Annotated in this window: 13 protein-coding genes, 1 other RNA gene and 2 pseudogenes; 6 read left to right on the top strand and 10 right to left on the bottom strand. The window is 45.3% G+C overall.

Translation table 11 applies throughout. From position 1 onward, the window contains the following. Positions 1-264, top strand: a pseudogene (locus FJG96_RS00935) (hypothetical protein); the annotation flags it as partial. A 159-nt stretch (positions 265-423) separates the two neighbouring features. Here FJG96_RS00935 and FJG96_RS00930 read toward each other — a convergent pair. The 6 genes from FJG96_RS00930 to ssrS form a co-directional block, all read right to left on the bottom strand. After that, a complete protein-coding gene (locus FJG96_RS00930; RefSeq protein WP_139412359.1) occupies positions 424-2,598 on the bottom strand; it encodes an isocitrate/isopropylmalate family dehydrogenase in 2,175 nt (724 codons plus the stop codon). A gap of 523 nt (positions 2,599-3,121) precedes the next feature. Continuing rightward, entirely contained in the window at positions 3,122-4,321 is a 1,200-nt protein-coding gene (locus tag FJG96_RS00925; RefSeq protein WP_139412358.1) for a multidrug effflux MFS transporter, read from the bottom strand. 399 nt (positions 4,322-4,720) lie between these two features. After that, positions 4,721-5,545: a TIGR00282 family metallophosphoesterase gene (locus tag FJG96_RS00920; RefSeq protein ID WP_139412357.1), complete on the bottom strand. Its 825-nt coding sequence runs from the start codon at positions 5,543-5,545 to the stop codon at positions 4,721-4,723. A gap of 18 nt (positions 5,546-5,563) precedes the next feature. Beyond that, entirely contained in the window at positions 5,564-6,169 is a 606-nt protein-coding gene (locus FJG96_RS00915; RefSeq protein ID WP_139412356.1) for a 5-formyltetrahydrofolate cyclo-ligase, read from the bottom strand. Positions 6,170-6,176: 7 nt separating this feature from the next. Further along, a complete protein-coding gene (locus tag FJG96_RS08925; protein ID WP_246046875.1) occupies positions 6,177-6,374 on the bottom strand; it encodes a hypothetical protein in 198 nt (65 codons plus the stop codon). A gap of 794 nt (positions 6,375-7,168) precedes the next feature. Further along, a non-coding RNA gene (ssrS, locus tag FJG96_RS00905) (6S RNA) lies at positions 7,169-7,329 on the bottom strand. 487 nt (positions 7,330-7,816) lie between these two features. On the opposite strand from ssrS, the gene FJG96_RS09250 reads away from it, so the two are divergent. The 3 genes and pseudogenes from FJG96_RS09250 to FJG96_RS00895 all read left to right on the top strand — a co-directional run bounded on the left by FJG96_RS09250 (position 7,817) and on the right by FJG96_RS00895 (position 8,749). Continuing rightward, positions 7,817-8,197, top strand: coding sequence for a pentapeptide repeat-containing protein (locus FJG96_RS09250; protein ID WP_425456564.1), 381 nt, complete (start codon positions 7,817-7,819; stop codon positions 8,195-8,197). A gap of 153 nt (positions 8,198-8,350) precedes the next feature. Further along, a pseudogene (locus tag FJG96_RS09230) lies at positions 8,351-8,485 on the top strand (hypothetical protein); the annotation flags it as partial. 30 nt (positions 8,486-8,515) lie between these two features. Next, positions 8,516-8,749, top strand: coding sequence for a hypothetical protein (locus tag FJG96_RS00895; protein WP_246046872.1), 234 nt, complete (start codon positions 8,516-8,518; stop codon positions 8,747-8,749). Between the two features lie 116 nt (positions 8,750-8,865). On the opposite strand, the gene FJG96_RS00890 is transcribed toward FJG96_RS00895, so the two are convergent. Continuing rightward, positions 8,866-9,648, bottom strand: coding sequence for a tetratricopeptide repeat protein (locus FJG96_RS00890; protein WP_139412353.1), 783 nt, complete (start codon positions 9,646-9,648; stop codon positions 8,866-8,868). Between the two features lie 140 nt (positions 9,649-9,788). Continuing rightward, the gene (gene ykgO / locus FJG96_RS00885) at positions 9,789-9,914 is read right to left on the bottom strand and encodes a type B 50S ribosomal protein L36 (protein WP_004863016.1); all 126 of its coding nucleotides are present in this window, start codon (positions 9,912-9,914) and stop codon (positions 9,789-9,791) included. Positions 9,915-10,884: 970 nt separating this feature from the next. On the opposite strand from ykgO, the gene FJG96_RS00880 reads away from it, so the two are divergent. Next, complete coding sequence (locus FJG96_RS00880) at positions 10,885-11,163, top strand: hypothetical protein (RefSeq protein ID WP_246046871.1); 279 nt, start codon at positions 10,885-10,887, stop codon at positions 11,161-11,163. Here FJG96_RS00880 and FJG96_RS00875 read toward each other — a convergent pair. Next, positions 11,129-12,211 carry a 5-(carboxyamino)imidazole ribonucleotide synthase gene (locus FJG96_RS00875; protein ID WP_139412352.1) on the bottom strand — a complete coding sequence of 361 codons (1,083 nt, stop codon included), beginning with the start codon at positions 12,209-12,211 and terminating at the stop codon, positions 11,129-11,131. The genes FJG96_RS00880 and FJG96_RS00875 overlap by 35 nt on opposite strands. Between FJG96_RS00875 and FJG96_RS00870 the strand changes: the two genes are divergently transcribed. Beyond that, the gene (locus FJG96_RS00870; protein ID WP_180338215.1) at positions 12,210-12,677 is read left to right on the top strand and encodes a pentapeptide repeat-containing protein; all 468 of its coding nucleotides are present in this window, start codon (positions 12,210-12,212) and stop codon (positions 12,675-12,677) included. The two genes, FJG96_RS00875 and FJG96_RS00870, sit on opposite strands and share 2 nt — an antisense overlap. On the opposite strand, the gene purE is transcribed toward FJG96_RS00870, so the two are convergent. Continuing rightward, positions 12,654-13,151 carry a 5-(carboxyamino)imidazole ribonucleotide mutase gene (purE, locus tag FJG96_RS00865; RefSeq protein WP_139412350.1) on the bottom strand — a complete coding sequence of 166 codons (498 nt, stop codon included), beginning with the start codon at positions 13,149-13,151 and terminating at the stop codon, positions 12,654-12,656. The two genes, FJG96_RS00870 and purE, sit on opposite strands and share 24 nt — an antisense overlap. Positions 13,152-13,342: the final 191 nt, after the last annotated feature.

Here is a 13,342-nt window from a genome sequence, read left to right as displayed (position 1 = left end):
GTGGAGGGTGTGATTTTGGAGGGTGCTGTGGCGGCGGGTGCTGTGGTGGCAGGTGTTGTGGAGGCGGGTTCTGTGGCGGGGTGTTGTGGTGGCAGGTGTAGTGGTGGCGGGTGCTGTGGTGGCGGGTGTTGTGGTGCGGGTGTTGTGGAGGCGGGTGCTGTGGCGGCAGGTACTGTGTGGTGGGTGCTATGGTGGCGGGTGTTGACCTTTTCCGCGCAGAAATATCCCAAGAAAATCTCTTCCGTTTCATTTAAAAAATCATAAAGTTCTTATCCTTTATTCTTAAAAGCGGCTTGAGATAACGCGCTTTGGGTGAGAGGAGTAACGCATTCCATCAAACAAAGGGCGCTCTCGTCGTGGTTTCTGTATTCGAAGGCGCTCTCTCTCCAAGCGTTTTTTCAATGTTTCAACAGTGTGATTGACTCATTGGCTATTTTCCCTTCGCAAAACTCTTTTTAAAGTCGACCACGCAGCATATTCTTGTAAAACAACACCTAAAAGCGGTCGTGTATAGGGAAAAGTGATATGATCATCGTCATAACCTTTCATCTGTACTGTTATTGTCGCATGTCCAAGGCTTTCTGGCTGCTTTTCTAATGTTTCAATGGAAGGGGAGAGGTGCACTGCAACCTCAATTTGCGGAATATCTTTTGCACTTTTTTCTGGCGTCTGAAAATATTTTAAAAGATGTGGATCATCGATCAACCAATGGACCTGTGCGTATTTTGCGAGTTGTTGACATGCTGTGGTCACTTCTCTGCCTACCAAATGGGAGCGAAAATGATGTTCAAATTCTTCGATTAAAGATTGTGCCAAGGGAGTGGATGATTGACCAACCAATTGCACCAAAACATAGGGGCTTTTCCATAAAAAATGGCGTTCAAAGGGCGCATGCGCAAAATGACGATCAACCCAATGCGCAAGGGTGCTTTCATCAATTCCAATTAAAGTCCACGCATATTCTGCACGCGATTGAGAAGAATATTTCTTCTCATTTTGCTGTAAATAATCTTCTAAAAGGGCAAGAGCTTGGGAGGGGGGACCAGGCAAAACAACAAGGGCGCTACCATCACAAGTAAGAAAAAAACCTGGCGCGGTGCCTGTCGGATTGTCAAGCACTGTTGCTGTTTGTGGAAATAAGGCTTGACGCGCATTATTCTTATCTGGCGCAATCTTTAACCGCTCCAATTGACCTTTGATTGTTTGCCAAACATCTTCATGATGTACCAAAGGTTGCCTAACCGCTTGAGCAACGCTATCGCGGGTTTTATCATCAGAGGTTGGTCCCAAGCCCCCACTGATGATAATTAAATCTTCTTGTCCAAGACAAGAAACAATCGTCTCACTGATTTGCTGTAATTGATCCGCACAAACAAAATGACGCGTGACTTGAATATTTCTTTTTTCCAAACTTTGGCTTAAATCTTGTAAATTCGTATTCAAATATTGTCCTGAGAGAAGTTCATCACCAACGGTGATAATGGCTGCTCGATAGGAAGAAACAGGATTTGCAAGACAATTGCTAACAGCTTGTACCATTTGACGCGGTGAGGCGCTCCCTCCTAGATCATGGGGGACCATTTTTCCGCTACGAATAACGTGATCAACACTTTGAGATAATTGGTGTGCTTCTTCGTAAAAGCCTAAATGCTCTAAGAGTAAAGACACACTATACAACATCGCAGAAGGATTGGCTTTATTCTGCTCCGCAATATGCGGTGCGCTTCCATGGGCTGGTTGAAAACAGGCAATCTTATCCCCCACATGGGCTTGAGCTGCAAGCCCCAAGCCACCCATCACGCCGGCAGCAAGATTTGAGAGAATGGCGCCAAACATGTTGTTCGCAATAATCACACCAAATTGCTCTGGCTTTGTTGCAATCCACATCGCTACCGCATCAACATCATGAATATCGGTTTCAATTTCTGGATAGTTTTGTGCGATTTTTTCAAAAATTTCCTGAGCAAATTGTCCACTCTCTCGCATCACATTCAGTTTATCCGCAAAGGTAACCCGCTTAAATCCATGGCCACGTGCATAAGAAAAAGCGTATTCAAATAATCGCTCTAAACCAAAGCGTGTTTGTAAACAAACGGACCACGCTGCTTCTTTTCGACCATATTTTGCTAAATTTTGATGTGTTAACCAAGCGGATGTTTCCGGCGTAATCCCCCGAAAATCTAAACCGGAAGAAAGACCTTCACTCTTTTCGCTGATTACACAAAACTGAAAAGGCTTTCTTTGACCAATGATGTATCTTATCGGACAGATCGTGGCAAATAAGTTTAACTTTTGGCGAAGTTGAAGAAGGGGAGAAACATAGGAAAGATTTTGCTCTTTTAAAGGCGGTGTCCCTTTTTCTAAAGCCGCTTCTTTTCCTTTGTCTGTCACAGTTCCAAGTAAAAGTGCATCACTGTCCGCGATCTTTTGCCAAGTCGCTTGTGGAATAGCATCTCCTGCCTGTTTCCAGCATTCCCAACCAATATCGCCATACATGAATTCAATCGGTAAGTGAAATGCTTCCAAGACCCTCAGCGCTGCATCACAGAGCTCTGGTCCCACACCATCACCCGCTAGCACAAGAACTTTCTTTTTCATGAAATCCCTCCCTCTATTTATTGACGCCTATTTGTTGATGATTTTATTCATCATAACAGAATAAGCCTCCCACATATGCCTTCAAGCTTCACGGATAAAGCCTATCCCCTTCACCTCTCTCTTTTTTTAAAAAAGAGATTTTTAAAAGAGAAGAGCCAAAACTTTCCCATCTTCCCCATTGGTCTTCTAAGTGTAAGAATAACACGATGCCCATATCGTTTAAATGCCCCGCACTTTTTATTGTAAAGTTTGAAGAGTGACGAATCCTTCTTCTCACGTTAAAAATATTTTAGTTAACTCTAAAGATATTTTACTCTCTTGCAACGCTTAATTTATAAATGCTTTTGACCCACGTTGTCCATGGGTTTAAACGACCCTTTAGGGGCGCCGATTTCAATAGAGTCCCCTTGAGGTGCTATCAGATTTTTAAGAGGTTCAACAATATCATCTCGTGAAAAAGAAAATTCCCCCATCACGCAAAGGGACATCAAGATTTTTAAGCATTACTCACCCCCCAATTTGGTTATTTGACTTGATTTATGCTGATAAAATAATTGGCTTTTAGAATATAAATGATAAAACCTACAAGACTGCATATTGCCAATAAAAGGGCAAAAGCTTGAGGGTTATGGCCGGATATCTTTCCAATAATTGCTGCGCTTAATGCTGCACTTCCTAATTGTAAAGAGCCCATCACACCAGATGCTGCTCCAGCTGCTTGCGGATGTGAGGAAATCGCCAAGGCTGTCCCTAATGGTAACAAAAAGCCATTGCCAAAAGTTAGAAGTGAAATGGCACTTAAACTCGTAACAAGAGGCCACGGACTTACATAGATTTGGAGAGCAAACAATATCCCTCCTAGAACAAAAATAAGATATCCACGTCGAATGGTCCGTTCCATAGATTCTTGCTTCAAAAATCTTCGTGCAACCAAGTTGCCTAAGACATAGGTACAAGAAACACCAATGTAACTATATCCAATATCGTTACTAGGTAAGCCCAAAGCTGTAAGAAAAAAAGGCGACTCAACAATGTAAGCAAAATAGGTTGCATAGGCAAAACATGGGATCAATGCGTAAAAAATAAATTGCTTATTTCTAAGGACGCCTAAACTGCCCTTAATGATCCCCACAGCCGTGAAAGAGTGACGTTTGTTAGGAGGTAAAGTCTCTGTGAGGACAAAATAACACAAACAAATAGTGGAAAGGATAAAAAGGCTTAAAAAGATAAAAGTAGCTTGCCAATGAAAAAATTGCAATAACACTCCCCCAATTAACGGTGCAAGCGCCGGTGATGTTCCAACAAAAGGAAAAATAACCAAATAAAGCCTTCCTGCGGCCTTTTTATCCATTAAATCATTTATAATAGCGCGACTTAAAACAATCCCAGAACAGGCGCCAAGACCTTGTAAAAAACGCAGTGCAAAAAAAGTTTGAATATGAACGGTGTAAATTATACTCAATGTGGTAAAAAACCACAAAAATAAGCCAAACAAAAGCGTCTTTTTACGTCCAAAATTATCGCTGAGTGGTCCATAAATCAGTTGTCCAACAGCTAAGGCGAATAAAAAAATGGCCACCGCACTCTGAATTTCAGATTCACTCACCTGATAATATTGACGCATATCTCCAAGAGCGGGGAGAAAAATATCCGTAGAAATTAAACCACCGATAGATAAACACACAATAGAGATTATAAATAATAAAGAAGGCTTATTTTTCACAAACAAATACTTTTCAAAATATAAGAATTTTAAAGTCAATAAAATAATTTATACTTAATAAAGATAATTTATCCTTATAAATATAGAAACATTTTTTCATCCTTTAGCGTTGTCTACAGGAAAAAAGGTCGCTTTATACGTTATCGGCTTTCGATCATGAGTTTTTTGTTCTCTGTTTTGATGAATGTCCGCTCATAAAAATGCCTGAAAATAATTGAGAGATCTCTCATTGATTGGGAGGTGCAGAATCGCCTCTTTCTGAGTTTTCAAAAGGGAAAAATGGTGCGTAATCCATCAAAAGGTGCGGATAAAGAGGGGGCGGCGGGGCTAAAGTTGGAGAGACTTAGAGGGCGCGCGGTTTAAAGAAAGGGGCAGTGGCTTGAAGGAAGGGGCGCTTGCCTACCAAAAATCTGGAACTTCAGGCTTTAAATGCGGACCAATGCGCACCGCTGAGACCTTTTCTGCTAAGCCGGTGCGGTCTGAAATCTCAACTGCAAAACCACAAAGGGTGGCAGGACCACGTGCCGGTTCAAAACGATCTTGCTTCGTTTGGTAAAGAAAACGGTGTAACGGTTCTTCTTTATCCATGCCAAGAGAGGAGTTGTAATCGCCACACATGCCCGCATCTGTTAAATACGCACTGCCACCTTCTAAAATCTGTGCATCAGCGGTGGGAATATGCGTATGCGTGCCAACGATAACACTCACACGACCATCAAGAAAATGTCCAAAACATTGCTTCTCGCTCGTCGTCTCTGCGTGAAAGTCAAAAATAATCGCATCGGCTTGTTCCATCAAAGAACAAGCAAGTAAAATATTTTCCGCTATCTCAAAGGGATCGGTGACTTTATTATAGGGCATAAAAACACGCCCCAATAGATTGGCAACAAGTACACGCGCACCATTCTTTGCTGTAAAAACACCTGCTCCTTTGCCAGGAGTCTCTTTCGAGAAATTGGCAGGACGTAAAAAACGATCACTCTCATGCGCATACTGGAACGCTTCTTTGTGGGAAAAAGCATGGTTGCCGGTGGTCACAACATCAACCCCCGCCATTAAAAGATCTTGATATGTCTCTTGGGCGAGACCAAAACCATCAGAGGCATTTTCTCCATTGACCACAACAAAATCAAGCTGCCATTTCTCAATCAGTTGAGGAAGATGCTCAAAAACGACCTGACAACCTGTGTTACCAACAATGTCACCCAAAAATAAAAACCGCATAGGCGCTTTAATCACATTTTAACATTTTAAGAAACCTTTTTCTGTAAAAATTCCTTGAAGCTGTAAATCATGTTCGGCTACGGGAATCGAGAAAACCTCCTGACACGAAAAGCCTATGCCCCATAATGCCATTTTATGGCCTTGTTTTTCAAGGGCTTCAACGGCTCGGTCATAATAGCCACCTCCATAGCCAAGACGGTGACAGTGATGATCAAACGCAGAAAGTGGAACAAGAACATTATTGGGGATAACCGTGGCATTGTCTGCACCGGGACCTAATGTGCCAAAACGCATGGGCTTAAGCTGCGTGTGTGATGAAAATGCTCGAAAAATCATGGTGGTGGAATCAAGCACTGCGGGTAAGGCTAAACGTCCCCCGCGTGAGGCTATCGCCTCAAGGAGAGGGCGCGGGTCAATTTCCGATTTAATAGGCCAATAACCTGCTAAAATAAGGCGTGAAAAATCTGTCCCTTTTTTTTCAAGAACTTCAAGAAAGTGCTGACAAGCATGCTGTGAAAACAGGGCGCGCTCTTCTTTTGAAAGGGCATCACGACGCGATAAACCATTCTTGCGTGCGCACGCGCGAAGCGATGAAGCTGTCTCACAGAGAGGAACTTTTGTCATGATTTCGTCACTTGTTTAGCGGTTGGTCTTGTCCCCATTGTAGCCATGGTTGCTCTTTTGTAAACTGCTGCTCAAAATAAGCTCCAGCCCTTGTGAAAACAAGAGCGCGCTCTTCTTGTGAAAGAGCCGCACGATGCGATAGACCGCTCTTGTGTGCGCACGCGCGAAGCGATGAAGCTGTTTCACAGAGAGGAACTTTTGTCATGATTTCGTCACTTGTTTAGCGGTTGGTCTTGTCCCCATTGTAGCCATGGTTGCTCTTTTGTAAACCGCTGCTCAGAAAAAGCCCCAGCCCTTGTGAAAACAAGAGTGCATTCTTCTTGTTAAAAAGCATCACGACGCGATAAACGCATTCTTGCGTGCGCACGCGCGAAGCGATGAAGCTGTTTCACAGAGAGGAACTTTTGTCATGATTTCGTCACTTGTTTAGCGGTTGGTCTTGTCCCCATTGTAGCCATGGTTGCTCTTTTGTAAACTGCTGCTCAAAATAAGCTCCAGCCCTTGTGAAAACAAGAGTGCATTCTTCTTGTTAAAAAGCATCACGACGCGATAAACGCGTTCTTGCGTGCGCACGCGCGAAGCGATGAAGCTGTCTCACAAAGGGGAACTTTTGTCATGATTTCGTCACTTGTTTAGCGGTTGGTCTTGTCCCTATTGTAGCCATGGCTGCTCTTTTGTAAACCGCTGCTCAGAAAAAGCCCCAGCCCTTGTGAAAACAAGAGCGCGCTCTTCTTGTGAAAGAGCCGCATGATGCGATAGACCGCTCTTAGCGCTGCTCTCAAACGAAGGGATACCTTGTCGACAAGGGAGATTATTTTTACCTGCGGGGATTATTTTTATTAGCTGTTGCAAATCTCATGAAGTTAAAGCCTATCAGAGATTCTGATCTCCTAAAAACAGCCTATAGCTCTTTCTTTCAAGAGAAAAAGGTGCCTCATAAAAAAAGGGCACGATCCATTGTGGGAAAAAAGTTTTAGGGGGAAAAAATGATGCAAAAAAGGGTGATCCACAACAGCCGATGGAAAAAGTTGACCCCGGGAACCTATACAAATAGGTGGGCGCCATATGAAAAAGCCCACGGGCTTCATCAGGGACAGCTCCCTTGGAGATCACTAAGGTCTCAGGAATACGTTATTTCCTGTCGAGAAGCGCAGAACACCCCCTTTAATATAAAACAATTTCACAGCTTCTGCTAGAGAGAAAATAACCGCAAATGTTTTATTTTTTATAAAGTTTTACAAGAGATTTTTTGCACTCTCACTAGTGATGACGGGGAAGCGCTGAAGAATGGATGGATGGCTTATTCAAAGTATAAAAATCTGGATAGAAGAGTGTGAGTGAAACAACTTTTTTCATTGGCAATGCTTGATGGGCGTTTTGCTTTTTCGAGCAATGTTTGATTGCTTTTTCGGGGGAAAGCTTGATTGGCACTTTCTAAGTCAGGCTTGACTTTAATGTTTTATGGAAATGTTTGCCGGCAAAGCTTGAAGGGGAAAATTTCTTATTCAAGGATGTTTGTTGAACTGAACCGATCTTCTTTAACGTTTTTTGTCTTATGAAGTGTATTTTAAGGCTGTTTTATCAATTATGAGGGCACGCAGGGGATGCTTTTCGTTTTGATCATTTTCTAAGGTTGTAAAAAAAAGCATTGCTAATGGCATAGTGCTGGAGGGCGCGGTGCTGGAGGGCGTGGCGTTGGAGGGTGCGGTGTTGGAGGGCGCGGTGTTGGAGGTGCGGTGCCGGAGGGGGCGGTGCGTGGAGGGCCTGGTGCTGGAGGGCGTGGCGTTGGAGGGTGCGGTGTTGGAGGGCGCGGTGTTGGAGGTGCGGTGCCGGAGGGGGCGGTGCGTGGAGGGCCTGGTGCTGGAGGGCGTGGCGTTGGAGGGCGTGGTGCGTGGAGGGTGTGTGCTAGAGGGCGTGGCGTTGGAAGGCGCGGTGCTGGAGGGTGTGATGCTGGAGGGTGTGGTGTTGGAAGGCGCGGTGCTGGAGGGTGTGATGTTGGAGGGTGCGGCGTTGGAGGGTGTGTGCTAGAGGGTGTGGCATTGGAGGGCGTGTGCTGGAGGGGGCGGTGCCGGAGGGCGCGGTGCTGGAGGGTGCGGTGCTGGAGGGCGCGGTGCGTGGAGGGTGCGATGCTGGAGGGTGTGGTGTTGGAAGGCGCGGTGCTGGAGGGTGTGATGTTGGAGGGTGCGGCGTTGGAGGGTGTGGCGTTGGAGGGTGTGTGCTAGAGGGTGTGGCATTGGAGGGCGTGTGCCGGAGGGCGCGGTGTTGGAGGGTGTGGCGTTGGAGGGTGTGGCGTTGGAGGGTGCGGTGCTGGAGGGCGTGGCGTTGGAGGGCGCGGTGTTGGAGGGTGTGGCGTTGGAGGGTGCGGTGCCGGAGGGGGAGGTGTTGGAGGGCGCGGTGCTGGAGGGTGCGGTGCTGGAGGGCGCGGTGCGTGGAGGGTGTGATGTTGGAGGGTGTGGTGTCGGAGGGTGCGGTGCCGGAGGGCGCGGTGCAGGAGGGTGTGGCGTTGGAGGGCGTGACGTTGGAGGGCGTGTGCTAGAGGGTGCGGTGCTGGAGGGTGTGATGTTGGAGGGTATGTGCTAGAGGGGGCGTGAAGGGTTTGTTTGTGGTAGGGAGCAGGGCGCATTTATTCAGCTTGAGAGGGGCCCGCGCGTTTTGTGCAAACTTGCAAGAGGCGTAAGGGGGACCGTATGATCCGTTCAAAGAGCTTGCGGTGATTGTTCGTCTAAGAGAGTCTCAATGCGCTTTTGAATCCTTTGCATTTGTGGGTAAATGCTTAATGCCTTTTCATAAGCTTTAAGAGCAAGTTTTGGGCGCTCTGTCGCTTCCATGGTAACCCCAAGTTCAAAAAAGGCAATGTAGTTACGCGGCTCAAGTTCAAGAGCATGATTGAGATCAAGCATGGCAAGTTTGAAATCACTCAGTTGAATGTGAATCCAAGCACGTCTTATCCAAGCTTCAGCGTGCTGAGGTAAAAGGGCAAGAACATTATCAATATAATCAAGCGCAAGCCCATAATCATCATTATTGATCGCATTTTCTGCCCATGACATTAAAAGATCAATCGTCTCACTCCCCGATTGGGACCATAAAAGTTGAAGTTGTTGACTGATCTTTTTTGCTTTTGCAACATCAGCACAATATTTTAATTCTTTCAATAAACGTAAAATTTCTGCCTCTTTGCGTTGCTTGACTCTATCAACAGAGGAAAGCTGCTCTGAGTCGAAATCTTCAAGAATCATCGCTGATGAATCAGAATCAGAGGACGTTGCAGAGGGAGGAGGAGAATTGGGGATGAGATCATCTAAGGGTAAAAGCGACTGTGGAGAAGGACGATCTTCAGGAAGTGAAGGGGGGTTTTGTCCATAGCTAGAAGAAATGAAACAAAAAATACCCATCAAAAAAAGAACAAAAGCGCGCTGGAAAAGACAAAAAAAACACCGCGGAAAAAATTGAAAAGCTTTTAAAATAGAAAAATCCATAAAAACAAGCCCTCAAAAGATAAATCACCAAATATTATCAAACAGTGGACTCGTCACCAACAAACTTACCCCCCAAAATCTCAAGAGAAAATTTTAAATGCCTACAAAAAGTAGGCATAAAAACATTCACTCTGAAAAAATCAGCCCTGACGTGCTCTAAAACGCGGGTTCGTTTTATTGAGGATATAAACACGTCCTTTACGGCGCACCAAACGATTGTTCCGATGGCGTTCCTTGAGTGCTTTAAGCGAATTTTTAATTTTCATCCTATTCACCGTTTAAACAGTTTACATAATACAATATCATAACAACAATAAAACAATACACGGCATACAAACATTGCCCTATGATCGTATCATTGCATCATAATACAACACCATACACTTTTTCACTGTGATCACAAAAATAAAAACGCACCCTTAAGGCACGCATCAATACACTTCATTAGCACAACGAATAAGTGAAAATTGCAAAAAAGTGAGGGGAATCTAACAAGAAGACTTACTTTTGTCAAGGGTCTCTTCTGTGACAAAAAAGGGGGCTTTATGGTTGCTTTGAAGGACAAAATATTTGAGCAAAAGACGGATAAGGTGTGAAAATAAGCTCAAAGCTTCTCAGCTTTGAACAAATAAGCTCTGTCAGGGGGGCGTTGAAGAGTTCGGGCCGGCATTGTTGCGCCATTGGATTGTTCCATGGTGGGGGGCTTTTAAAGACGTGGTGATGTTTTTAAAAGAGCAGGGCTATGAATCCTATCAGACAAGGAGAGCTAAAGGGCGCGGCGCTTGTTCGTGGCTCTTGCAAGATGCTTGAAGCGTGGGAAAATTTGCCGCTTTGTAAAGTGCTGTTTTGATGGTCTTGATGAATGATATTGCTGAGATAAGAGAGAGAAAACAGTTTCTTATGTGTGACAAGCCTATTGCAAAACACAAGGAGGCTTACGATAAGGGGAGGCTTTATACAAAATACCATAAAATAGGGCATAAAATCAATGGATATTCTCGGTTCCTGAGGCATCTTATCATTTCATGATCATTCATTGTCTGAACAAACTTAAAGAAAAGAGGGAAAAATACTAAAAAAAGCAGGGAGCGTGAGACAAGAAGAGCGCACTGTGAGAGTGCTTTTGCTATGGGCGCAAGCGGCAAGTCTATTCCTTAAAGGTTGGAATGAAAAGGGTATGAATGGGGGAAGAATGATGCTCAGAAAGGTGGAGAAAAGGCAAAACCGAGTGGGGCAGTGGATGGTTTTAAGTCGTGGAGGGAGATTTTTGAAAAGGGAAGGCACTGTTGGATTGTTGAATGGCGCGTTTTTTTGTTTTTTTCAGAGGGAGGCATGGAGGAGAAGGGAATTGGCAGGAGAGAAAGCCGTGAGGAGGGGCAAGGGTTAGAGGCGTGGTTGGCCGAGCCGTTGGATAGCGGTGCGCGCGGAGGTTTTTGTTTTTTTACTTCGGGGAAAATGGGAAAAAACGTTTGTATGGGGGTTAAGATTTATTCGCTGGTCCCGTTAATTGAATGACATGGCCCATTTTGCGGTAGGGCTGGGCTATGCTTTTGCCATATAAATGGATCGAAGTGCGCTCTTGCGTGAGAAAATATTTTAAAGTGTTCAAATTGTTCCCAAGAAGATTGGTCATTTGGCAATCACTATGGCGATAGGGGCTGCCTAAGGGCAGACCACAAATCGCACGTATATGCTGCTCAAATTGGGAGGTGATGCAGGCTTTTTGAGTCCAGTGACCAGAATTATGCACACGTGGGGCTAATTCATTCACTAAAAGACGACCATCCGTTAAGACAAAAAATTCAATGCAAAGAACACCGACATAATGAAGAGAATCCATCACTGTGACGCTGATATCTTGCGCGGCTTTTTGCACTTCAAGGGGAATATGAGAGGGAACAAACGATTTATGAAGAATGCCGTTTTGATGTTGGTTTTCAGGACAATCATAAAAAATATGCGTCCCTTCTTTTGTCCGCGCCGAGAGAACCGAAATTTCCGATAAAAAAGGAACGATCTCTTCCAAAATACAAGGCTGTCCTTGAAAAGTTTTTAAGGCTTCTTGACAGGTTTGTTCATCGGGATGATCAAGCTTGATCTGATTTTTTCCATCATACCCAAAACGACGTGTCTTTAAAAGACCACGGCCACCTAAGGTATCAAGAGCAGAAATAAGAGAAGAAAAATCATCAACAGCATGCCATGAGGCGGTGCTAATCCCTTGATCCCGTAAAAATTGTTTCTCAAAAAGTCGGTCTTGTGCGATCTCTAAGGCGTTGGAAGAAGGATAAACAGGCTTGCTTTTCTCTACATATTGAATCGTTTCAAGCGAAAGATTTTCAAATTCATAACTGACAACATCACACTGCGCAATCAATTCATCTAAGGCGGATAGATCATCATAGGAGGAAACAATATGCTTATTGGCTGTTTGAGCGGCTGGGCAATCAGATTCAGGGCAAAAAATAACCGTTCGAAATCCTAATTCTGCGGCCGCTATGGCGAGCATGCGTGCTAATTGTCCACCGCCGATTAAACCAATGACACTACCTGGAGGGAGCATGTTAGAAGAGGCGGCACTCGATGAAGTAGGCGTATTGGAAGTAGCAGAGGTGCTGGAGGGTGTGATGCTGGAGGGCGCGGTATTGGAGGGTGTGGCGTTGGAGGGGGTGGTAGTGAAGGGCGCGGTGCTGGAGGGTGTGGTGTTGGAGGGGGTGGTAGTGAAGGGCGCGGTGCTGGAGGGTGTGGTGTTGGAGGGCGTGGTGTTGGAGGGTGTGGCGTTGGAGGGGGGGGTATTGAAGGGCGCGGTGCTGGAGGGCGCAGTGCTGGAGGGTGTGGCGTTGGAGGGGGTGGTATTGAAGGGCGCGGTGCTGAAGGGCGCGGTGTTGGAGGGCGCGGTGTTGGAGGGTGTGGTGTTGGATAGGGTGGTGCTGCAGGGTGTGGTGTTGGATAGGGTGGTGCTGGAGGGCGCGGTATTGGAGGGTGTGTTGGAAGGCAGTGTCATTTTAAACCTCCCTGACAGGCGTTAGGGCGACATTGGCGGTTTGTTGCTGACGCCAATCTTCTAAGCGTTGGGCAAGATCAGGATCATAAACCGCCATGACAGCGGCGGCTAAAAGGGCGGCATTAATTGCCCCTGCTTTGCCAATGGCTAACGTGCCAACCGGTATGCCTGCTGGCATTTGCACGATTGAAAGTAAAGAGTCTTGACCAGAGAGAGATTGTGAGTGAACTGGAACGCCAAAAACAGGAAGCGGCGTAAGCGCTGCGAGCATTCCAGGAAGATGGGCTGCACCCCCAGCACCAGCAATTAAAACTTTAAAACCTGCCGATTTTGCTTCTTTAGCAAATTGATAAAGGCGTTCAGGAGTGCGGTGGGCTGAGACAATATGCGAACTATGAGAAATGCCAAGAGCCGTCAAAATATCGGCGCTATGGCACATCGTTTGCCAATCCGATTGGCTCCCCATTAAAATCCCGATATCACATGATTTCTTCATCATTCTCTATCCTTTTCAAAGATCCAAGGCGATTCTTTCATCATTCGTTTTGTAAGAGTTTTATAATCTCTTTGCAAAGCTAATTGATGGCAGAGAAACAGTTTTTTTTAAATAAGATTGAAAGGTCAAAATTTAAAGGGCAAGGACAGAAGTTCAAAAATACCCTCTTGAAGCTCATAAAATACTGTCTTTTG

The organism is Bartonella mastomydis (assembly GCF_900185775.1).
Taxonomy (GTDB): Bacteria; Pseudomonadota; Alphaproteobacteria; order Rhizobiales; family Rhizobiaceae; genus Bartonella; species Bartonella elizabethae.
The sequence above is the reverse complement of the archived record's forward strand: the minus strand, read 5'-3'. Positions and strand labels throughout refer to the sequence as shown.